21 protein-coding genes are annotated in these 19,877 nt (G+C 72.1%); 8 read left to right on the top strand and 13 right to left on the bottom strand.

All coding sequences use genetic code 11. The features are described from left to right. Positions 1-1,050, top strand: coding sequence for a LacI family DNA-binding transcriptional regulator (locus tag ACIHAA_RS05100; RefSeq protein ID WP_399813731.1), 1,050 nt, complete (start codon positions 1-3; stop codon positions 1,048-1,050). A 178-nt stretch (positions 1,051-1,228) separates the two neighbouring features. On the opposite strand, the gene ACIHAA_RS05095 is transcribed toward ACIHAA_RS05100, so the two are convergent. From ACIHAA_RS05095 to ACIHAA_RS05075, 5 genes are all read right to left on the bottom strand, one after another. Then, entirely contained in the window at positions 1,229-2,533 is a 1,305-nt protein-coding gene (locus ACIHAA_RS05095) for a DUF6986 family protein (RefSeq protein ID WP_399813249.1), read from the bottom strand. Between the two features lie 195 nt (positions 2,534-2,728). Further along, positions 2,729-3,691 (bottom strand): electron transfer flavoprotein subunit alpha/FixB family protein, encoded by a 963-nt coding sequence (locus ACIHAA_RS05090; RefSeq protein WP_399813246.1) that lies wholly within the window; start codon positions 3,689-3,691, stop codon positions 2,729-2,731. 54 nt (positions 3,692-3,745) lie between these two features. After that, entirely contained in the window at positions 3,746-4,531 is a 786-nt protein-coding gene (locus ACIHAA_RS05085) for an electron transfer flavoprotein subunit beta/FixA family protein (protein WP_399813244.1), read from the bottom strand. A 194-nt stretch (positions 4,532-4,725) separates the two neighbouring features. Next, positions 4,726-5,235, bottom strand: a complete 510-nt coding sequence (locus ACIHAA_RS05080; RefSeq protein ID WP_399813242.1) for a flavin reductase family protein — start codon at positions 5,233-5,235, stop codon at positions 4,726-4,728. Positions 5,236-5,479: 244 nt separating this feature from the next. Continuing rightward, the gene (locus ACIHAA_RS05075) at positions 5,480-5,851 is read right to left on the bottom strand and encodes a TlpA family protein disulfide reductase (RefSeq protein ID WP_399813240.1); all 372 of its coding nucleotides are present in this window, start codon (positions 5,849-5,851) and stop codon (positions 5,480-5,482) included. Between the two features lie 404 nt (positions 5,852-6,255). Here ACIHAA_RS05075 and ACIHAA_RS05070 point away from each other — a divergent pair, with 404 nt between their 5' ends. Next, entirely contained in the window at positions 6,256-6,984 is a 729-nt protein-coding gene (locus ACIHAA_RS05070; RefSeq protein WP_399813238.1) for a lysophospholipid acyltransferase family protein, read from the top strand. A 140-nt stretch (positions 6,985-7,124) separates the two neighbouring features. Here ACIHAA_RS05070 and ACIHAA_RS05065 read toward each other — a convergent pair whose 3' ends face one another. From ACIHAA_RS05065 to ACIHAA_RS05055, 3 genes are read right to left on the bottom strand one after another with little or no spacing between them, the layout of a single operon-like run. Further along, the gene (locus ACIHAA_RS05065; RefSeq protein ID WP_399813236.1) at positions 7,125-8,195 is read right to left on the bottom strand and encodes a threonine aldolase family protein; all 1,071 of its coding nucleotides are present in this window, start codon (positions 8,193-8,195) and stop codon (positions 7,125-7,127) included. Continuing rightward, positions 8,192-8,944 carry an SDR family NAD(P)-dependent oxidoreductase gene (locus ACIHAA_RS05060; protein ID WP_399813234.1) on the bottom strand — a complete coding sequence of 251 codons (753 nt, stop codon included), beginning with the start codon at positions 8,942-8,944 and terminating at the stop codon, positions 8,192-8,194. The genes ACIHAA_RS05065 and ACIHAA_RS05060 overlap by 4 nt, the downstream gene beginning before the upstream one ends. 53 nt (positions 8,945-8,997) lie before the next feature. Then, positions 8,998-10,395, bottom strand: a complete 1,398-nt coding sequence (locus tag ACIHAA_RS05055) for a DUF6421 family protein (protein WP_399813231.1) — start codon at positions 10,393-10,395, stop codon at positions 8,998-9,000. Between the two features lie 450 nt (positions 10,396-10,845). On the opposite strand from ACIHAA_RS05055, the gene ACIHAA_RS05050 reads away from it, so the two are divergent. Then, positions 10,846-11,529: a glycerophosphodiester phosphodiesterase gene (locus ACIHAA_RS05050; RefSeq protein ID WP_399813227.1), complete on the top strand. Its 684-nt coding sequence runs from the start codon at positions 10,846-10,848 to the stop codon at positions 11,527-11,529. Positions 11,530-11,595: 66 nt separating this feature from the next. Here ACIHAA_RS05050 and ACIHAA_RS05045 read toward each other — a convergent pair whose 3' ends face one another. Further along, a complete protein-coding gene (locus ACIHAA_RS05045; protein WP_399813224.1) occupies positions 11,596-12,144 on the bottom strand; it encodes a GNAT family N-acetyltransferase in 549 nt (182 codons plus the stop codon). 73 nt (positions 12,145-12,217) lie between these two features. Here ACIHAA_RS05045 and ACIHAA_RS05040 point away from each other — a divergent pair, with 73 nt between their 5' ends. After that, positions 12,218-12,610, top strand: a complete 393-nt coding sequence (locus tag ACIHAA_RS05040) for a VOC family protein (RefSeq protein WP_399813221.1) — start codon at positions 12,218-12,220, stop codon at positions 12,608-12,610. A gap of 97 nt (positions 12,611-12,707) precedes the next feature. On the opposite strand, the gene ACIHAA_RS05035 is transcribed toward ACIHAA_RS05040, so the two are convergent. Next, entirely contained in the window at positions 12,708-13,304 is a 597-nt protein-coding gene (locus ACIHAA_RS05035; RefSeq protein WP_399813219.1) for a TetR/AcrR family transcriptional regulator, read from the bottom strand. 104 nt (positions 13,305-13,408) lie between these two features. Between ACIHAA_RS05035 and ACIHAA_RS05030 the strand changes: the two genes are divergently transcribed. Continuing rightward, entirely contained in the window at positions 13,409-14,596 is a 1,188-nt protein-coding gene (locus tag ACIHAA_RS05030; protein WP_399813216.1) for an FAD-dependent monooxygenase, read from the top strand. A gap of 169 nt (positions 14,597-14,765) precedes the next feature. Here the strand turns inward: ACIHAA_RS05030 and ACIHAA_RS05025 are convergent, their stop codons facing one another. After that, on the bottom strand, positions 14,766-15,335 hold the full coding sequence (locus tag ACIHAA_RS05025) for a MarR family winged helix-turn-helix transcriptional regulator (protein WP_399813213.1): 570 nt from the start codon (positions 15,333-15,335) through the stop codon (positions 14,766-14,768). Beyond that, the gene (locus ACIHAA_RS05020) at positions 15,332-16,975 is read right to left on the bottom strand and encodes an FUSC family protein (RefSeq protein ID WP_399813211.1); all 1,644 of its coding nucleotides are present in this window, start codon (positions 16,973-16,975) and stop codon (positions 15,332-15,334) included. Before ACIHAA_RS05020 ends, ACIHAA_RS05025 begins: the two co-directional genes overlap by 4 nt. A 186-nt stretch (positions 16,976-17,161) precedes the next feature. On the opposite strand from ACIHAA_RS05020, the gene ACIHAA_RS05015 reads away from it, so the two are divergent. The 3 genes from ACIHAA_RS05015 to ACIHAA_RS05005 all read left to right on the top strand — a co-directional run bounded on the left by ACIHAA_RS05015 (position 17,162) and on the right by ACIHAA_RS05005 (position 19,569). Continuing rightward, the gene (locus ACIHAA_RS05015) at positions 17,162-17,719 is read left to right on the top strand and encodes a DUF5134 domain-containing protein (protein ID WP_399813208.1); all 558 of its coding nucleotides are present in this window, start codon (positions 17,162-17,164) and stop codon (positions 17,717-17,719) included. A gap of 129 nt (positions 17,720-17,848) precedes the next feature. After that, on the top strand, positions 17,849-18,784 hold the full coding sequence (locus ACIHAA_RS05010) for a M56 family metallopeptidase (RefSeq protein WP_399813205.1): 936 nt from the start codon (positions 17,849-17,851) through the stop codon (positions 18,782-18,784). An 86-nt stretch (positions 18,785-18,870) separates the two neighbouring features. Then, complete coding sequence (locus ACIHAA_RS05005; protein WP_399813202.1) at positions 18,871-19,569, top strand: HAD family hydrolase; 699 nt, start codon at positions 18,871-18,873, stop codon at positions 19,567-19,569. A gap of 21 nt (positions 19,570-19,590) precedes the next feature. Here the strand turns inward: ACIHAA_RS05005 and ACIHAA_RS05000 are convergent, their stop codons facing one another. Further along, positions 19,591-19,836: a DUF2630 family protein gene (locus ACIHAA_RS05000; RefSeq protein ID WP_399813199.1), complete on the bottom strand. Its 246-nt coding sequence runs from the start codon at positions 19,834-19,836 to the stop codon at positions 19,591-19,593. Positions 19,837-19,877 lie beyond the last annotated feature (41 nt).

The following is a 19,877-nucleotide window of genomic DNA, read 5'->3' as shown; positions in this document are numbered from 1 at the left end:
GTGCCCGAGACCGCCCGCCGGGGAGACAGCATCTCCGGTAACCGCTACGGCAATCGTCCGACGATGAAGGACGTGGCGGCGCGAGCCGGAGTAGGCCTGAAGACGGTCTCGCGGGTCGTCAACGCGGAGCCGGGAGTCACTCCGGACACCGAGCGCCGGGTCCAGGAGGCCATCGAGGCCCTGGGATTCCGCCGCAACGACAGTGCGCGGGTGCTCCGCAAGGGGCGCACCGCGAGTATCGGCCTGGTCCTGGAGGACCTCGCGGACCCCTTCTACGGGCCGCTGAGCCGCGCGGTCGAGGAGGTGGCCCGGGCCCATGGCGCCCTGCTGATCAACGGTTCGAGCGCGGAGGACCCCGAGCGCGAGCAGGAGTTGGTGCTGGCGCTGTGCGCACGCCGGGTGGATGGGCTGGTCGTCATCCCGGCCGGGGACGACCACCGCTATCTGGAGCCCGAACTGAAGGCGGGCGTCGCCACGGTGTTCGTGGACCGTCCGGCCGGGCGGATCGACGCGGACGTGGTGCTCACCGACAGCTTCGGCGGCGCCCGCGACGGGGTGGCCCATCTCATCGCGCACGGCCACCGGCGGATCGGCTTCATCGGCGACATGCCCCGGATCCACACCGCGGCGGAGCGGCTGCGCGGCTACCGGGCCGCCATGGAGGAAGCCGGGATAGCGGTCGAGCCCTCCTGGATGTCCCTCGGGGTCACCGTCCCCGAGCGGGTGCGGCGGGCCGCGGAGGAGATGCTCCGCGGTCCCGACCCCGTGACCGCGGTCTTCGCGGGCAACAACCGGGTGACCGTCACCGTGGTGCGCGTCCTCGCGGAGCACCGGCGTCCGGTCGCCCTGGTCGGTTTCGACGACTTCGAGCTGGCCGATCTCCTGGACCCGGGTGTCACGGTCGTCGCCCAGGACTCCGCGGCTCTCGGGCGTACGGCCGCCGAACGGCTCTTCCGCCAGCTCGACGGCACCCTGCTCACCCCGGAGCGCATCGAACTGCCGACCCGCCTGATCACCCGGGGCTCGGGGGAACTGCCGCCCGCGGACTGACCGGTGGGCCACGGTGCCGACGGCGGGAGCCACCGGCCTACGGGCGCCGGGCTGCGCTGCCCCGCCCGGCCCCCGCCCCGAAGCTCCCTTCACCATGACGCTCGCGTCAGCCCGAAGCCGCCCTCACCGCAAACCCCCGCTCTCCTCCCCCGGTGCCACCCTCACCGCGCAGCTCCCGTCACTGCGGCGGCGCGCCCAGAGCCCCCCGGCGCGGACCCGCGAAGGCCTCCAGGTCCGCCCGGGTCAGACCGGTCGCCCGGGCCACCTCGGCGATGCCGAGGGCTCCGCAGTCCAGGCCGCGCAGCAGATAGGCGCTCAGCGCCTTCGCGGTCGCCGGTTCGTCCATCACATCGCCGCCGGTCCGGTCCGCGTACCGGACCAGGCGCGCCGCGGCCTGTTCGAAGCCCTCGCGGTAGAAGGCGAAGACGGCGGCGTACCGGGTGGGGAGATGGCCGGGGTGCATGTCCCAGCCCTGGTAGTAGGCGCGGGCCAGGGCCCGTCGGGTGAGGCCGTAGTGCAGCCGCCAGGCTTCGTGGACCTTCGCGGTCGGGCCGACCGGGAGGACGTTGGTGGAGCCGTCGCAGACGCGCACTCCGGTGCCCGCGGCGGCGACCTGCATGACCGCCTTGGCGTGGTCGGCGGCGGGGTGGTCGCTGGACTGGTGGGCGGCGGAGACACCGAGGCAGGCGCTGTAGTCGAAGGTGCCGTAGTGGAGTCCGGTGGCGCGGCCCCCGGCGGCCTGGATCATGCGTGCGACGGTCGCGGTGCCGTCGGCGGCCAGGATGGCCTGGCTGGTCTCGATCTGGATCTCGAATCCGATCCGGCCGGACGGGAGTCCGTGCGCCCTCTCGAACTCCTCCAGCAGTCGCACCATGGCGGTCACCTGCTCGGCGCAGGTCACCTTGGGCAGGGTGAGCGCCAGGCCCGGCGGCAGGCCGCCCGCGTCCATCAGGCCCGTCAGAAAGATGTCGAGCGTACGGATGCCCCGGTCGCGTACCGGCGCCTCCAGGCACTTCATCCGGATGCCGGTGCTGAACACGGCCGTTCCGTCCCGGACGGTCTCGGCGACCAGCCGCGCCGCGTGGGCGGCCGCCCGGTCCTCCTCGTCGTCCGGCCGTGCGCCGTAGCCGTCCTCGAAGTCGACGCGCAGGTCCTCCACCGGTTCCCGCTCCAGCTTGGCGCGCACCCGGTCGTGGACGGGTTCGGCGAGATGGTCCGGGATTCCGAGTACGGCCGCCAGCGCGGCGGCGTCCGGGGCGTGTTCGTCGAGGGCGGCCAGGGCTGTCGCGCCCCAGGAGCGGACGGTGTCGGCGGCGAAGGTGTCGCCCGGTACGTAGACCGTGTGGACGGGCTGGCGGGTGCCGGGGTCGCCGGGGTAGCGGCGGCGCAGCTCGTCGTCGACCGGGGCGAGGAAGGCACCGACCTCCTCGCTGACGGCTCGCGTGAAGGTCGTCGTCACCCGCTCCTGCCGGTCCTCGCCCATCCCGTGCCCTCCCGCTGTCCGCCGCATGGAATCAACCATCCATGAATCAACAATCTGTTGAAGGACGCTATCCATGGCTTCCGCCACGGGTCAACACCTTCCGGGGGCGCGGGGCGCCCTGTTCGCGCCCGTTGCAGCAACAGGCCCCCGGGACCGCCGTGGCGGTTCCGGGGGCCTGCTCGGCCGTGCTGTCGCTCAGCCCTTGCGGGTCTTGACCTCGTCGGTCAGCTGCGGGACGACCTCGAACAGGTCGCCGACCACGCCGTAGTCGACCAGGTCGAAGATCGGGGCCTCGGCGTCCTTGTTGATCGCCACGATCGTCTTCGAGGTCTGCATACCGGCGCGGTGCTGGATCGCGCCGGAGATACCGGAGGCGATGTACAGCTGCGGCGACACGCTCTTGCCGGTCTGGCCGACCTGGTTGGTGTGCGGGTACCAGCCGGCGTCGACGGCGGCGCGCGAGGCGCCCACGGCCGCGCCGAGGGAGTCGGCGAGCGCCTCGATGATCGCGAAGTTCTCGGCACCGTTGACGCCGCGGCCGCCGGAGACCACGATCGCGGCCTCGGTCAGCTCGGGGCGGCCCGTGGACTCGCGCGGCGTGCGGCCGGTGACCTTGGTACCGGTGGCCTTGTCGGAGAAGGTCACCGCCAGCTCCTCGACGGCACCGGCGGCCGGGGCGGCCTCGACGGCGGCCGAGTTCGGCTTGACCGTGATGACCGGGGTGCCCTTGGCGACACGGGACTTGGTGGTGAAGGAGGCGGCGAACACCGACTGGGTGGCAACCGGGCCCTCGTCGCCGGACTCCAGGTCGATGGCGTCGGTGATGATGCCGGAGCCGATGCGCAGCGCCAGACGGGCCGCGATCTCCTTGCCCTCCGCGGAGGACGGGACCAGGACGGCGGCCGGGGACACCTGCTCGTGGGCGGCCTGGAGGGCGTCCACCTTGGGCACGACGAGGTAGTCGGCGTACTCGGAGGCGTCGTGGGTGAGGACCTTCACGGCGCCGTGCTCGGCGAGCACGGCGGCGGTGTCGGCGGCGCCCTTGCCGAGGGCGACGGCGACGGGCTCGCCGATGCGGCGGGCCAGCGTCAGCAGCTCCAGGGTGGGCTTGCGGACGGCACCGTCCACGTGGTCGACGTAGACGAGAACTTCAGCCATGGGAATGGATCTCCTTGCGGATTGCGGCGTCAGGGGCGGTCGGGCTGAGGAGCCTCAGATGAACTTCTGGCTCGCGAGGAACTCGGCGAGCTGCTTGCCGCCCTCGCCCTCGTCCTTGACGATGGTGCCCGCGGTGCGCGCCGGGCGCTCGGTGGCGGCCTCGACGGCGGTCCAGGCGTTCTCCAGGCCGACCTCCTCGGCCTCGATGTCCAGGTCGGAAAGGTCCCAGGACTCCACCGGCTTCTTCTTGGCCGCCATGATGCCCTTGAAGGACGGGTAGCGCGCCTCGCCCGACTGGTCGGTGACCGAGACAACGGCGGGCAGGGACGCCTCCAGCTGCTCCGAGGCGGCGTCGCCGTCGCGGCGGCCCTTCACGGTGCCGTCCTCGACGGACACCTCGGACAGCAGCGTCACCTGCGGTACGCCCAGGCGCTCGGCCAGCAGTGCCGGTACGACGCCCATGGTGCCGTCGGTGGAGGCCATGCCGGAGATGACCAGGTCGTAACCGGCCTTCTCGACGGCCTTGGCCAGCACCAGCGAGGTGCCGATGGCGTCGGTGCCGTGCAGGTCGTCGTCCTCGACGTGGATGGCCTTGTCGGCACCCATCGAGAGGGCCTTGCGCAGCGCGTCCTTGGCATCCTCGGGGCCCACGGTCAGTACGGTGACCTCGGCGTCGTCGGCGTCCTCGGCGATCTGAAGCGCCTGCTCCACGGCGTACTCGTCCAGCTCGGAGAGCAGACCGTCCACATCGTCCCGGTCGACGGTCAGGTCATCGGCGAAGTGCCGGTCGCCAGTGGCGTCGGGCACGTACTTCACAGTGACAACGATCCTCAAGCTCACGCCGGCTCTCCTACTGCATCGTTATTTCTGGGCTGCCTTCTTCCAGGCAGCATAGGCGCCTGAAGCGGCCGATCCCGGTCGGGGCGACCCCGCGCTCCGAACGAAATATTACTCGCCAGTACAACCACTGCCTGCCCGCTGAGCAAGCGCTTTGAACTGTGACCTTGGCAACGCTGCGTAACCGTCCAGGAGGTTCACTCACGCAGCCCGTTGAAGCGGCCCTGGTGGTACAGCAGGGGCCGTCCGGTGCCCGCGGGGTCGCCGTGGACGACCTCGGCGAGCACCAGCCGGTGATCCCCGGCGGGCACCCGGGCCACCACCCGGCAGACCAGCCAGGCGAGGACGCCGTCGAGCACGGGCACCCCCTCGGGGCCCTCCCGCCAGCCGGTGGGCGCGCCGAAGCGGTCGGCGCCGCTGCGGGCGAAGGTGCCGGCCAGGCCCTCCTGGTGCTCGCCGAGTATGTGCACGCCGACATGCCCGGCCGCGGCGACCGCGGGCCAGCTGGAGGCACCGGTGCCGATGCCGAACGAGACGAGCGGGGGCTCGGCCGAGACGGAGGTGAGGGAGGTGGCGGTGAAGCCGACCGGGCCGCCGTCCCCGCGGGCGGTGATCACGGCGACGCCCGCCGCGTGCCGGCGGAAGACCGCGCGGAAGAGGTCCGGGGAGGCGAGCCGGGCGGCGCCGAGACCGGGCGTTGCCGTCATGGAGATGTCCTTCTTCGAGGGGGCGTGGGGTCGGGAACCGCGGCTGCTCAGCAGGCCGGACAGCGGGCGCTCGCGGCGCGGGCCAGGTCCACGTGGACACGCTCGAAGAGAAGGAGTTCCAGGGGCATACGGTCAGACTGACGATAGGTGGTGGGCGCAGTCAAGTGGGTCCCGGCAACCGGGAGATGTGTCACCCGCCTTTTCACGGTCCTCTCCCCCGCTCCCCACACCCCCGCCGGGGTGTTCAGACGGCCGCGCCGAGAGCGGCGATCACATCGACCTTGCGGGGCTGACCCGTCGCCCGCCGTACGACACGGCCGTCCGCGTCCAGGACGAGCACGGTCGGGGTCTTGGCGATACCGAGCGCGCGGACGAGTTCGAGCCGCTCCTCGGCGTCGATCTCCACCAGGGCCACGCCTGGCACCATCGCGGCGACCTCCGTGAGAACGCGCCGGGTGGCGCGGCAGGGGGCGCAGAAGGCGCTGGAGAACTGGACCAGTGTCGCCCGCTCCCCCGGTTCCCGGCCCAACTCGGCCGCCCCGAGCCGCTCTCCGCCGTCCCGCACCCGCACACCAGCTCTCCCGTTCTCCCGGTCCTCCGCCACCGCGGCATCCACCGATTCTCCCGCCACCGCGGCATCCGCCGACGCGCGCCCCGCGGGGGGCGCCCGCCGGCCGCCCATCCGCCCGTCCCTCCGTGCAGCGCCCGGGGCGCCGCGGGGATTCCCGCCGCCACGGGCCCGGCCATGACGAACAGGATGCCCGAACGCCCGGGCCGTCCCGCCCGGGAGCGTGCCGAACCGGCTCATACAGCACATGCAGGTCCGTAAGGAATATGACGCAGCGAAAGCACCATCACGGGCATACCTCCGACGTGATGAGGATCTCGCCGCGCGGAGGCACCAGGACTGGCCCCTTGTCCGTTCTTGGGGCACGATCTGCGAGACGCCGTACACCTACGGCTGCGTAACTTCCGCCGGGAGAGCCCCTTCCCAGGCAGAGAGAAGGGTCCTTACCGTCCATGGCTGAGCTCGTCTACCGTCCCGTCATCGGTCTCGCCCTCACGATGTTCAAGGCGTGGGACCTGAAGATCGACTGCAAGGGCTCGGAGAACATCCCACGCTCGGGCGGTGCGGTGCTGGTGAGCAATCACATCAGCTATCTCGACTTCATCTTCGACGGCCTGGCGGCCCTGCCGCAGAAGCGCCTGGTGCGGTTCATGGCCAAGGAGTCCGTCTTCCGGCACCGGATCTCGGGCCCGCTGATGCGCGCGATGAAGCACATCCCGGTGGACCGCAAGCAGGGCGAGGCCGCCTATGCGCACGCGCTGGACTCGCTGCGCTCCGGCGAGGTCGTCGGGGTCTTCCCCGAGGCCACGATCTCCGAGTCCTTCACCCTGAAGAGCTTCAAGTCCGGTGCGGTGCGGCTGGCCCAGGAGGCGGGTGTCCCGCTGGTCCCGATGGCGCTGTGGGGCACCCAGCGGCTGTGGACCAAGGGCCACCCGCGCAACTTCAAGCGCAGCCACACCCCGGTGACCATCCGGGTCGGCGAGCCCATGGAGGCGCCCCGGGACTCGTACGCGGGCGCGCTCACCCGCCAGCTGCGCGAGCGCGTCCAGGAGCTGCTGGACGCCGCCCAGCGCGCCTATCCCGTGCGCCCCAAGGGGCCCGAGGACTCCTGGTGGATGCCGGCCCACCTCGGCGGCACGGCGCCCACCCCGGAGCAGCTGCGCACCGCCGAGGCGCTGTGAGCGCATGAGTGAGGGGGCGTGGACCGAGGTCCACGCCCCCTCACTCATGCGTATCCGCGCCTGGGGTCTTTCGTTGGATCGGGCCGGATCAGGGAGCGGTGCCAGACCCCGCGAGCCCGGCATGATCCACACGAGAGGCCCTAGCGCGCCATCTCCTCCTTGAGCGCCGCCAGGAAGCGGTCCACGTCGTCTTCGGTGGTGTCGTAGGCGCACATCCAGCGCACCACACCGGCGGCCTCGTCCCAGAAGTAGAAGCGGAAGCGCTGCTGGAGCCGCTCGCTCACCTCGTTCGGGAGTTTGGCGAAGATCCCGTTGGCCTGCACCGGGTAGAGGATCTCCACCCCGTGCACCGACCGCACGCCCTCCGCGAGCCGCTGCGCCATCCCGTTGGCATGACGGGCGTTGCGCAGCCAGAGGTCCTTGGCGTACAGGGCCTCCAACTGCACGGACACAAAGCGCATCTTCGACGCCAGCTGCATGGACATCTTGCGCAGATGCTTCATATGGCTGACGGCGTCCTGATTGATCACCACGACGGCCTCGCCGAGCAGCGCGCCGTTCTTCGTCCCGCCGAGGGAGAGGATGTCGACGCCGACCGCGTTGGTGAACGTCCGCATCGGCACGTCCAGGGTGGCCGCCGCGTTGGCTATCCGGGAGCCGTCCAGGTGCACCTTCATCCCACGGGCGTGGGCGTGCTCGCAGATCTCACGGATCTCGTCGGGCGTGTAGAGGGTGCCCAGCTCGGTGCTCTGGGTGATCGAGACGACCTGCGGCATGGCGCGGTGCTCGTCGTCCCAGCCGTACGCCTGCCGGTCGATCAGCTCGGGGGTGAGCTTGCCGTCGGGCGTGGGCACGGTGAGCAGCTTCAGACCGCCCATCCGCTCGGGGGCGCCGCCCTCGTCGACGTTGATGTGCGCGCTCTCGGCGCAGATCACCGCGCCCCAGCGGTCGGTGAGGGCCTGGAGCGCGACGACGTTCGCGCCGGTTCCGTTGAACACCGGGAACGCCTCGGCCGTGGCGCCGAAGTGGCTCCGCATGATCTGCTGGAGGTTCTCGGTGTAGACGTCCTCGCCGTAGGCGACCTGGTGCCCGCCGTTGGCCGCGGCCAGCGCGGCAAGCACCTCCGGGTGGGCCCCGGCGTAGTTGTCACTGGCGAAACCGCGGACCTCCGGATCGTGACGGCGGTGCGCGTCGGTCTTGGGAGGGTTCACGGCTGCTCGGTCAGCCACAGGCGTTTTCCGTTCACTTCCGCGGCGGACTTGCTCCAGACGTCGGTGATGGCCTCGGCCAGGTCCTTCACGTCCGTGAAGCCCGCGAACTTCGCGTTGGGGCGGTCCGCGCGCATCGCGTCGTGCACCAACGCCTTGACCACCAGGATCGCAGCCGCAGACGTCGGCCCCTCCTCGCCCCCGGCCTTGCGGAAGTAGTCGGCCATGGCCAGGATCCACGCCTCGGCGGCGGCCTTGGCGGCGGCGTAGGCGGCGTTGCCCGCGGTGGGCCTGGTCGCGCCGGAGGCGCTGATCAGCAGATAGCGGCCGCGGTCGCTGCGCTGGAGCGCCTCGTGGAAGGCGAGGGAGGTGTGCTGCACGGTGCGCACCAGCAGCAGTTCGAGGAAGTCCCAGTCGTCGAGGCTGGTCTTGGTGAAGGTCTCGCTGCCGCGCCAGCCGCCGACCAGGTGCACCAGCCCGTCGACCCGCCCGAAGTCCTTCTCGACATGGTTCGCCCAGTCCCGGGTGGACTGGAGGTCGAGCAGGTCGACCGTGTCCCCGGTGACCGTGGCACCGCCCAGCGCGTAGCGGGCCGCGTCGACGGCCTCCGCGAGGCGTTCGGCGTCGTTGTCCGAGGCGATGACGGTCGCGCCTGCCTCGGCCAGTCGCAGCAGGGTTGCCCGGCCGGCGGCTCCGCCCGCACCGGCCACCGCGATCACCGCGCCACTGAGTGGTCCGTTCCCGTTCCGCATGGTCTTCGCCTCCCGAACAGCGTCCGCTGCATCCGTACCCACGGCGCGGGCGCTCACGCGGCGGCCTGCTCGGTGGTCTCCGCGGTGATGCCCTTGGTGGAGGCGATCACGTTCTTGAGCTTCTTCTGGAGCGCCTCATAGAACATGCTCAGGGGAAACTCGTCCGGAAGCACGTCGTCCACGAGCTTGCGCGGCGGCAGGGACAGGTCCAGGGCGTCGGGGCCCTTGGCCCACTTGGATCCCGGGTGCGGGGCGAGGTAGGTGGAGACCAGCTCGTAGGCGGCGAACCAGTGCACCAGCTTGGGGCGGTCGATGCCGTCGCGGTACAGCTTCTCGATCTCGGCGCAGAGCTGGTTGGTGACCTGCGGAGCGCGCTCCCAGTCGATGGACAGCCTGTTGTCGGTCCAGCGCAGCACGTCGTGCTTGTGCAGATAGGCGAAGAGCAGCTGGCCACCGAGCCCGTCGTAGTTGCGGACGCGCTCACCGGTGACCGGGAAGCGGAACATGCGGTCGAAGAGCACCGCGTACTGGACGTCGCGGCCCTGCGCGACGCCGTCGCCCTCCAGCGCCACGGCCTCCTTGAAGGCGGTGAGGTCGCAGCGCAGCTCCTCCAGGCCGTACATCCAGAACGGCTGGCGCTGCTTGATCATGAACGGGTCGAAGGGCAGGTCGCCGTGGCTGTGAGTACGGTCGTGGACCATGTCCCAGAGCACGAACGCCTGCTGGCACCGCTCCTGGTCGCCCACCATCGCCGCGATGTCCTCGGGCAGTTCGAGGCCCAGTATGCCGACCGCGGCCGCGGTGACCCGGCGGAAGCGCGCGGCTTCGCGGTCACAGAAGATACCGCCCCAGGAGAATCGTTCCGGCGCCTCGCGCACGGCGATGGTCTCCGGGAAGAGCACGGCCGAGTTGGTGTCGTACCCGGCGGTGAAGTCCTCGAAGGTGATGCCGCAGAACAGCGGGTTGTCGTAGCGGGTGGCCTCCAGCTCGGCGAGCCACTCGGGCCAGACCATGCGCAGCACGACCGCTTCCAGGTTGCGGTCGGGGTTGCCGTTCTGGGTGTACATCGGGAAGACGACCAGGTGCTGGAGGCCGTCCCGGCGGTCGGCGGCGGGCTGGAAGGCCAGCAGCGAGTCCAGGAAGTCCGGCACCCGGAAGCCGTCCTCGGCCCACCGGCCGAGGTCCTTGACGAGCGCCTCGTGGTAGGCGGCGTCGTGCGGCAGCAGCGGGGACAGCTCCTCGACGGCGCGCACCACATCGGCTACGGCGGCCTCGACGGCGGTGCGCTCGGGGGCGTCCTCGGCGTCGAAGTCGATCGAGCCGTCCTTGGTCTGCCATGGCCGGATTCGTTCCACGGCATCCTTGAGTACAGGCCAAGCCGGGTGGTCCACCACCTTGCCCTGCGGAGGAACCTTCCCCTCCGTACCCACCTGCACAAGAATTTCCGTCATGACCCATCCTCCACGGGAGAACCTCAAGTAGGGACACCGTAAGCGGGGACTGTTTCTTCCAGCAAGAGGACGATCGGGAAATTATCCTGCCCGCTCCCACCCACACCGCTCTTTTTCCTGTCGGAAACCAGGGTATGCGTGACATCTGACCATCAGCTCTCGGCGTCGGGAGGGGGAGTCGGCGGGCGGGCGAACGCATAGTTCCGGCCACCACCGCGCACCCGGGGCCGGACGCCCGACGGCGGGCGGCCGTCAACAGCGGGATGACGCGCCCACCCAGGAGTGACACCCGCCCGGCCCCGCCGACCCGCTTTCGCGCCGCACCATGCGCCCGTTGCCCCCGCAGAACCGGTTTCACCGCGCACCCGGCGCACTAGGCTGCGCCGTGCCGCGACGGTGCGGGAACGCCTCGCGGCAGCCGAGCCGCCGTCGACGGAAGCGAGTTGAACCTTGAACTTCCTCACCATCGGTCACCGCGGAGTCATGGGCATCGAGCCCGAGAACACCCTCCGGTCCTTTGTCGCCGCCGAGCGCGCCGGACTCGATCTGATCGAGCTCGATCTGCATCTGAGCAAGGACGGCGCCCTCGTGATCATGCATGACGCCGAGGTGGACCGTACGACCGACGGCACCGGGCCGATCGCCGAGAAGACCCTCGCCGAGCTGCGCGCGCTCGACGCGGGGGGCGGGGAGCGGATCCCCGTCTTCGAGGAGGTCCTGGACGCGGTGCGCACACCGCTCCAGGCGGAGATCAAGGACGTGGCCGCGGCGCAGGCGCTGGCCGAGCTGATGCACCGCCGGGACCTCGTCGGCCGGGTCGAGGTCCTGTCGTTCCACCCGGAGGCGATCACCGAGATCGCCCGGCTGGTACCAGGGGTGCGGACCGCGCTGGTCGCCAGCCGCTACGGCACCGAGGTGGTGGACCAGGCCCGGGCGGCGGGCGCGCAGACGGTCTGCCTCAACATCCGGCGGCTGACCCTGGAGGTCGTCGAGTACGCGCGCCGGGCGGACCTCAGGATCATCGGGTGGGTGGTGAACACGCACGACCATCTGCGGCTCGTCCGCGCCCTGGAGCTGGACGGCGCCACCACCGACTACCCCGACATCAAGCGCACCGGCCGCTTCACGGCGTGAGGGCCGCGGACCGGTACGGGGTTCGCGCACCCGGCGCGCACGCCGTGCCGGGTGGCGCGCCGGGGCTCACGCCAGCGGCTTGACCAGCAGTTCGAACTGGAGGTCGTCGCGCTGCGGAATGCCGAACCGCTCGTCGCCGTACGGGAAGGGGCTCATCCGGCCCGTACGGCGGTAGCCGCGGCGCTCGTACCAGGCGATGAGGTCGTCCCGGACGGAGATCACGGTCATCTGCATCTCCGTGGCGCCCCAGGCCTCCCGGACCGTGCGCTCCGCCTCGGCGAGCACCACCTTGCCGATGCCCTCGCCCTGGAGCGCCGGGCTGACCGCGAACATGCCGAAGTAGGCATGGGGCCCCCGGTGTTCGAGCTGGCAGCAGGCGACAGCCGTCCCGTCGCGCTCGACCATGAGCAGTCGGCTGTCGGGCGACGCGACCACCTGGAGCACGCCCTCCGGGTCGGTCCGCTGCCCTTCCAGGATGTCCGCCTCGGTCGTCCATCCGGCCCGGCTGGAGTCCCCGCGGTACGCCGACTCGATCAGCGCGACCAGGGCGTCGACATCGGCCTCGGTCGCCTCGCGGAAGGTCAGACCGGTCGTCGCGGTGGCGGCGCTGTCCATGGGGATGCTCCTGTCGATCAGTGGCGCGGCGCGGGCACGGACGAGCCTAGCGGCACTACTAGGCTGCGTTTGCATGGTCCACGTACTGAACAGCCGTGTACTGCTGCGCCCCACCGACCCCGAGCGCTCCCGCGCCTTCTACGGCGAGAAGCTCGGGCTCGCGGTCTACCGGGAGTTCGGCACGGGCCCGGAGCGCGGTGTTGTGTACTTCCTCGGTGGCGGCTTCCTCGAGGTCTCCGGCCGGGGCGAAGAGCCGCCGTCCCCCGCGCTGAAGCTCTGGCTCCAGGTGCGGGACGTCATGGCCGCCCGGACGGAACTGGCCGAGGCGGGTGTCGAGATCGTACGGCCGCCCGTCAGGGAGCCCTGGGGGCTGATCGAGATGTGGATCGCGGACCCGGACGGCACCCGGATCGTGCTGGTGGAGATCCCGGCCGACCATCCGCTGCGCCACCGGCCGGGGATCTGAGGCCGCCGGGATCCGAGGCCGTCCGGGATCCGAGGCCGTCCGGGATCCGAGGGCGTCCGGGATCTGAGGGCGTCGGGGAACAGGCGGCGGTTCCGGGCTACGACGACGCGGAGCGCGATCTCCGGCGGTCGAGCACGGCGAGGAGGTTGTCCACGAGGCGTTCGGCATCCGTGGCGGGGTCCATCGGGTAATCCAGCAGCGCGCACATGTACGCCGGGGCCAGCATCAGCTCCAGTACATCCTCGACCCCGATCTCGGCCGCCCCGCTCGCGGTGAGGATGGCCTCGATCTGGCGCACCCGGGGCTCGGCGTACTCGCCCAGCCCGGCCAGACCGCCGTTCTCGGGCCGGGCGGCAGTGACCAGCGACCTGAGGAAGAGAAGGTTGACCTCCTGGTGCAGGTCGGTCAGCAGACTGCGCGCGTAGGCCAGCATGTCCGCTCCGAGGTCCCCGGTGACGGGCAGGGGCGAGCGCCTGCTCAGTTCCTCGAAGAGGGTGTCGAGGACGAGGCCTTCGGGACCCCGCCAGCGCCGGTAGATGGTCGCGGGGTGCACACCGGACCGCTCCGCCACGTCCGCCACGGAGATCACCCCGTCCGGGGACTCGTCGAGCAGCGACCGGACCGCCTCGTGCACGGCCCTCCGGGTGCGGGCGGATCTGCCGCCGGGACGGGTCGTCCCTGTTGCCTGTGTCATGGAATCCACATTACTGCGAGCCTCTCGCGTTAGCAGCCCTGGGCATGTAGGGTCTCTAACGCGACCCATTCGCATTTGAAGAGAGGCGGCAGGCGATGCCAAGGGTGCTCGTGGTAGGTGCGGGAATAGCGGGCGACACGATCGCCCTCATGCTCGGCCGGGCCGGGTGGGAGGTGACCGTCGCGGAGATCGCACCCGGGCTGCGCGGCGGGGGTCAGGCCGTCGATCTGCGCGGCGACTGCCGTGAGGTGCTGATCCGGCTCGGACTGCTGGACGAGGTCCGCACCAAGCTGCTCTTCCAGCGCGGGGCGGCATGGGTGAACGCCGACGGGCATCCGCTGGCGACCATGCCCGTCGAGGCGTTCGACGGGAACGGCTATGTCTCCAAGGAGGAGCTGCTCCGCTCCGACCTCTCCCGCGTCCTCCACGACGCGGCCGGCCCGGAGGTCACCCATCTCTTCGGCGAGACGGTGGAGGCCCTGGAGGACGCCCCGAACGGCGTGTCCGTGCGGTTCCGCACCGCACCGACCGCGGAGTTCGACCTCGTCATCGGCGCCGACGGCGCACACTCGCGGGTACGGCGGCTGCGCTTCGGCCCCGAGGAGTCCTTCCGCCGCCCCCTCGGGCTCGCCCACGCCTGGTTCACCATGGACGAGACCCCCGAGACACCCTCCATCGACGGCTGGTTCCTCACGCACAACACACCCGGCAGCCGGTCCACCGAGGTGCGGCCTGGACACCCCGGGAAGCAGGAGGTGGGATTCACCTTCCCCGCGACCGCGCTGCCGCCGCGCCATGACCGCGCCGCCCAACTGGCGCTTCTCGACAAGGTGTTCGCGGATGTCGGCTGGCGCGCGCCGGAGTTCCTCGCGGCGGCCCGCTCCGCACCCGACTTCGCGCTCGACACCTTCGACCAGATCCACGTCCCCACGTGGTACGACGGCCGCGTGGTCCTGCTCGGGGACAGCGCCTGGTGCGCCAGTCCCCTCAGTGGTCTGGGCACCGCCCTGGCGCTGCGCGGAGCCGCCGAACTGGCCGACGCCATCGAGGCCGCCGACGCGCTGCGGCTGCCGCACCGCCTGTCCGACGCGCTGGTGGCGTTCGAGCGCGAGATGCGGCCGCGCGCCCTTGCCGCGCAGCGGCTGTTCCCCGGCCGGGTCCGGCAGGCGGCACCGCGCACCGAGTTCGGCATCCACGCCACCGCATGGCTGATCCGCCAGGTGCAGGACCCCCGCCTGGAGAAGGTCTTCCGCCGCCTGATGGCGGGCCGCGGCCACGAGGTGGCGGCCTGAGGGGCTTGCTTCACTGGGGGGCCGGTGCCGGGGGCGGCGCCGCTGACCGGCGGTGCGGGAACCGGTGCCCGGGCGGCCGACGCGCGGGAGCCCGGGGTCTCGGACCGCTTGCGGCGCGGGAGCCGCGGTCCAGGACGGCCGATGCCCGGGAGCCGAGGTCCGGGGCCGCTCATGGCGCGAGACGTGATGCGCCCAGGCGTCCCTCCAGTTGGACGAGCAGTTCCCCCAGCAGTGAGGCGAGTTCGGACTGCTCCTGGTCCCTGAGGCCGGAGAGCACTGTCCGCTCGTACGAGAGCTGCTCGGGCAGGACGCCGTCGACCAGGTCGCGTCCCGCTTCGGTGAGGCGGACATGGGCGACGCGGCGGTCCCGGGTGTCGCCGCGCCGTTCGACCAGTCCGCGTTCGGTGAGCTGCTTGAGGCGCTTGGTGACGGCGGCACCGGAGGAGAACGTCTCGCGGGCGATCTCGCTGGGGGTCAGCTCGCGGCCCCTGCGCCGCAGCGCGCCGAGGACGTCGAACTCGGGCCGGGTGAGCCCGGCGTGCCGCAGCGGCGCGTCCTCGGCCTGCTGGAGGAGGGCGGCGCAGCGGTTGACGCGGCCGATGATCTCCATGGGACCGGTGTCGATGTCCGGGCGGACGGCCTGCCACTGGCGCACCACGGTGGCGACGGTGTCGCTCGCCCGGCCGCGTCCTTCCGTGCCGTCACCGCCGGCCTCCGCCCGTCCCTTGCCTGCCGTCATGCCCGTGTGCCCTCCGAAGTGCGCCGTCGCTGCCGTCGTACCGTCGCGGCGAGCGTACGGTGTCCGGCCTGCTCGGCGCGCAGTACGCGCTCCTCCGGCAGGGCGCGCTGCCACCATTCGCCCGCCGCCGCGTCGGCCACCGCACGCAGGTCCACCACCGCGGCGGCGAGGTCCCGCCGCGCGGTCTCCAGGGCGCCCGCACCGGGGTTGTCGGCGGCCAGGGCACCGGCCGCGCGCACCCGGGACCGCTCCAGGTCCTCAAGCGCGCGTTCGAGGCGATTCCCGGCGCGCCGGTTGGTGACGGCGACCGCGGCGACAAAGCCGAAGAGCGCCCCGAGCAGCGTGTCCAGGACGCGGTCGGTGATCAGGGCGCCCGGTTCCTGGTGGCGGGCGAACTCGGTGACGATCAGCGCCATCGGGGTCACACAGACGCTGCCGAGCCAGTAGTTGCGGGTGATCAGGGCCTCGGCGCCGAAGTTGAGGGCGAGACCGCACAGCACCAGGGCCAGCCCGCTCTGGTGGGCCAGGGGCACGATGGCCGCGAACAGCAGGACGCCGACCAGGTTTCCGACGACGCGCTGGACTCCACGGCTCCAGGTGAGGGTGACATTGGCCTGGTAGAGCGAGGCCGCGGTGACCAGCGCCCAGTAGGGGCGGCCGACACCGAAGGCGAGCGAGGCGTATCCGGCGAGGGCGCAGCCGAGCGCGGTGCGCAGCGCGAGGGGGGCCAGCGGGCCGAGCCTTCGGTGCAGCGGAGGGGCGGGGCTGTCGAGTTCCGCCTCGGCGCCGAGGAGTTCGTCGGCGGCTTCGCCGAGGTCGTCCGGCCGGGGCACCGGGCCGGTGCCCCGCAGGGCGCGGGCCCAGTTGCGCAGCGTCTCGGGCTCGCTGTCGGCTGGGGCCGCGAGCGCGATCTCCGCCCGCACGACCAGCAACTCCAGGGCGCGCCGGGGCGCCGGGCGGGCCCCGGCGGACAGCAGCGACTGCCAGGCGGTGTGCACGGCGGCCGCGGCGCCCGCCCGGGCGGCGGCCGTACCGGTCTCGGCGAACGCGGCGGCCGCGCCCAGCGCATGGGCGGTGGCCCGGCGCTCGGGACCATGGGGCCGCAGCAGCCCGGGGGCCATGCAGACGATCCAGGCCCAGGCACCGGCCGCCGCGGCGAGGGCGAGATGGCCGGGCACCTGGCCCGGTGTCTGCGGGGCGAAGAGGGACGCCGAGCTGATGAAGGTGAAGATCACATTTCCGGGCGGCCCGATGCCGGAGGCGTCGCACAGCGCCTTCTGCACGGCCGCGAGCAGCGCGCCCACGGCCACCAGCACCACCGCCTCGGTGGTGAACGCGGCGGTGAGCAGGGCGGTCGCAAGGCCGCCGAGCATGCCGAGGACGACCAGGGCGAGGGTGCGGGCGCGGGCGGCATAGGGGCGGCTGTGTCCGTACAGGGCGCAGAGGGAGCCGGCCATGGTGTAGACGGCGAGGTCGAGCCGGCCGAGGGCGAGCAGGGCCAGATTGGGCGGGGCGGCCGCGGCGACCACGCTCAGCGCGGGCTTGAACCAGATCTCCGAGGGGCTTTTGAGGCGCAGAAGGCCGGTCAGGGGCAGCGGGCGGACACGGGAGGCTCTGTGGGACGGACGGCTCATACCCATAAGATTAACAGGTGTTTTACTCGTAAAATGTATTCGCGGAATGCCTGCCGAAGCGGTCCTTCGACCGCCGCCACCTGCGACTCCGGCTCCGCGCTCCCCCGGCGTACCCCTGTGCGCTCGCTTGCGCACCGACGGTCACGGGCATAACCCCCTGCGTCTGTCGCCGACTGGAGGGGGAGGCGCGCGGTGCACGGAGAACCGGCTTCACCCGGCTGGCTGCTCGTCGCGCTGTGCGCGGCGACCGGGGCCTACTGCCTGCTGCGCATGCGCAGCGGCCCGAAGGAGCAGCGCCGGGCCGCGGGAGGCGAGGCGCTGATGGGGTTCGGCATGGCGATGATGGCCGTGCCCGCCGCTGTCGCGGCTCCGCCGCGGGGACTCTGGATCGGCTGCGCGCTCGTCTTCGGCGGGGTGACCCTGCACGCCCTGTGGGCGGCGCGCAGCGACGCCGGTCATCTGCACCATGCGATGGGGAGCGGGGCGATGGCCTACATGGCGGCGGCGATGTCCTCCTCCGCCGGTCACCACGAACACCACGAACACGGCGGCATCGCCCCGCTGACCGGGGTGCTGCTGCTCTACTTCACGGCGTATGTGCTGTGGTCGGGGGTGCGGCTGGTGCCGGTCGCCGCGGTGGCCGCGCCCGGGGGTGGCCGCCCCGCGGGCTGGGGCGACCGCCCCGAACTCGCGCGCGCCTGCCGCCTGTCCATGGCCATCGCGATGCTGGCGATGCTTCTGGGCTTCTGAAGCACCCCGCGGTGCCCGCACACGGCCGCACCGGCCCGGCGCGGTACGGGTCAACGAAACCGTGGCGTACGTCACTTTGCCGCGAGAGTACGTATCCCGGGGCGCCGCCCCGCTCATAGGCTTCGGCCCATGATGGTCCCCGCGGCACTGCTGCTGCTCGGCGCGCTGGCCGCCATGCTCGCTCCGCGGCTGCTCGCCCGGGCGGACTGGCCGGACCGGGAGCCGGTGGTCGCCCTGTGGGTGTGGCAGTGCGTGGTGGCAGCCGTTCTGGTGTGCTGCGCACTGTCGATGACCCTCAGCGCGGCCGTGGCCTGGGGCGCCGTGCGGGGCCATGTGTTCGCCTCCGCACCGCGCGGTGTCATGGACGCCTACGCGCCGGGCACCGGAGGCCCCTGGGCCGCGACGACCGCCGTGGCGCTCGCCTCCGCCGGGGTGTGGAGCGCGCTGATGCTGGCGCGGGAGATTCTGCGGGTCCGGGCGCACCGTCGGCGCAGCCGGGCCGAACTGCTCGTCCGCGCGCCGGAGTTGCCCGGGGAGAGGCCCGGTGGCGACCGGCTGGTGGTTCTGGAGGGGGAGCGCCCGGACGCCTGGTGGCTGCCCGGGGCGACACCCCGGCTGGTCATCACCACGGCCGCGCTGCGCCGCCTCAAAGGCGGACAGCTGGACGCGGTGCTCGCCCATGAACAGGGCCACGCACGGGCCCGCCACGACTGGCTTCTGCACTCCTCGGCGGCGCTGGCCCACGGGTTTCCGCAGGTGCCGGTCTTCGCCGCGTTCCGCGACGAGATGCACCGGCTGGTCGAACTCGCCGCCGACGACATGGCGTCCCGCCGTCACGGCCGCCTCACCACCGCGCTCGCGCTGGTGGAACTCAACGAGGACCGGGGGGTGTTCGGCCCCTGCGCCACTCCGCAGGCCCATGTGCCCCAGCGCGTCCACCGGCTCCTCACTCCCCCGGACCGGCTTCCGGCGGCGCACCGGCTCCGACTGACGGCGACCGCGGCGCTGGTGCCCGTGATTCCGGTGCTGGTGGCGTTCGTTCCGGGGCTGCGCGCCCTGGGCTAGTCGCGCGGCGCTACGGTACGGCCGACCGTTGGGCCCGCCGGGACGACTCTTGACCCGCCCGAACGGCTCACCCGAGGATCGGTGCCATGGCGATCAAGGGTGTGCTCTTCGACTTCTCCGGGACCCTCTTCCGTATCGAGTCGACCGGGTCATGGCTGCGTGCCGTGGTGGCGGAGGCCGGACTCGCCCTGTCCGAGGCCGAGTTGACGCGGACCGCCGCGCGGCTGGAGGCGGCGGGGGCCCTGGCCGGGGGCGCCGGTCCCACGGCTCCCCTGCCGGACGGTCTGGCGGCGCTGTGGGCGGTCCGCGACCGCAGCGCCGAGGCGCACCGGGCCGCGTACACCGGTCTGTCCCGTCGGGTGCCGCTGCCCGATCCGCGGCTCCATGAGGCGCTGTACGACCGCCATATGACGCCCGCAGCCTGGGAGCCCTACCCCGATGCGGCCGAAGTGCTGTCGGCGCTGCGGGAGCGGGGCCTGGCGGTCGGAGTGGTCAGCAACATCGGCTGGGATCTGCGCCCGGTCTTCCGGGAGCACGGCATGGATGCGTATGTGGACGCCTATGTGCTGTCGTACGAGCACGGCGTCCAGAAGCCGGACACCCGGCTGTTCGCGCTGGCCTGCGAGGCGCTCGGGGTGGCTCCGGGGCAGGCGCTGATGGTGGGGGACGACCGCCGGGCCGACGGCGGTGCGGCGGACCTGGGCTGTGCGGTGCACTTCGTGGACCACCGGCCGGCCGCCGAGCGCCCGGACGCACTGCGTCCCGTGCTGGACCTGGTGGGCTGAACCTGCCGGACCGGCCCCGGGTCAGCCCTCGTAGTCCTCGACCTGCGACGCCGGGCGGACCCGGGCGTCGTCGGGATTGTCGCCGAATTCCGCCTTGGCGCGGCGCTGGCGCAGCAGGTCCCAGCACTGGTCGAGCGCGCGTTCCAGTTCCGCGAGGCGTTCGTGCTCCGTGGTGCTGTCGATCCGGCCGGACCGCAGCGCGTCACGCAGTCCGCGCTCCTCGTCCACCATCGCCGAGATCCGGGTGAGGATCTGCTCCTGGTCCATGGGTACGCCTCCTCGGGGGCTCGTGCCCACTCTAGGAAGGG

Source organism: Streptomyces sp. NPDC052040 (genome assembly GCF_044548405.1).
Lineage (GTDB): Bacteria > Actinomycetota > Actinomycetes > Streptomycetales > Streptomycetaceae > Streptomyces.
The sequence above is the reverse complement of the archived record's forward strand: the minus strand, read 5'-3'. Positions and strand labels throughout refer to the sequence as shown.

Excerpts from the sequence above, each read along its gene's own strand:
- ACIHAA_RS05095 (WP_399813249.1), bottom strand. The coding sequence starts at position 2,533 with ATGGGCGAGGACCGGCAGGAGCGGGTGACGACGACCTTCACGCGAGCC.
- ACIHAA_RS05090 (WP_399813246.1), bottom strand. The coding sequence starts at position 3,691 with ATGGCTGAAGTTCTCGTCTACGTCGACCACGTGGACGGTGCCGTCCGC.
- ACIHAA_RS05080 (WP_399813242.1), bottom strand. The coding sequence starts at position 5,235 with ATGACGGCAACGCCCGGTCTCGGCGCCGCCCGGCTCGCCTCCCCGGAC.
- ACIHAA_RS05070 (WP_399813238.1), top strand. The coding sequence starts at position 6,256 with ATGGCTGAGCTCGTCTACCGTCCCGTCATCGGTCTCGCCCTCACGATG.
- ACIHAA_RS05060 (WP_399813234.1), bottom strand. The coding sequence starts at position 8,944 with ATGCGGAACGGGAACGGACCACTCAGTGGCGCGGTGATCGCGGTGGCC.
- ACIHAA_RS05055 (WP_399813231.1), bottom strand. The coding sequence starts at position 10,395 with ATGACGGAAATTCTTGTGCAGGTGGGTACGGAGGGGAAGGTTCCTCCG.
- ACIHAA_RS05045 (WP_399813224.1), bottom strand. The coding sequence starts at position 12,144 with ATGGACAGCGCCGCCACCGCGACGACCGGTCTGACCTTCCGCGAGGCG.
- ACIHAA_RS05040 (WP_399813221.1), top strand. The coding sequence starts at position 12,218 with ATGGTCCACGTACTGAACAGCCGTGTACTGCTGCGCCCCACCGACCCC.
- ACIHAA_RS05035 (WP_399813219.1), bottom strand. The coding sequence starts at position 13,304 with ATGACACAGGCAACAGGGACGACCCGTCCCGGCGGCAGATCCGCCCGC.
- ACIHAA_RS05025 (WP_399813213.1), bottom strand. The coding sequence starts at position 15,335 with ATGACGGCAGGCAAGGGACGGGCGGAGGCCGGCGGTGACGGCACGGAA.
- ACIHAA_RS05020 (WP_399813211.1), bottom strand. The coding sequence starts at position 16,975 with ATGGGTATGAGCCGTCCGTCCCACAGAGCCTCCCGTGTCCGCCCGCTG.
- ACIHAA_RS05010 (WP_399813205.1), top strand. The coding sequence starts at position 17,849 with ATGATGGTCCCCGCGGCACTGCTGCTGCTCGGCGCGCTGGCCGCCATG.
- ACIHAA_RS05005 (WP_399813202.1), top strand. The coding sequence starts at position 18,871 with ATGGCGATCAAGGGTGTGCTCTTCGACTTCTCCGGGACCCTCTTCCGT.
- ACIHAA_RS05000 (WP_399813199.1), bottom strand. The coding sequence starts at position 19,836 with ATGGACCAGGAGCAGATCCTCACCCGGATCTCGGCGATGGTGGACGAG.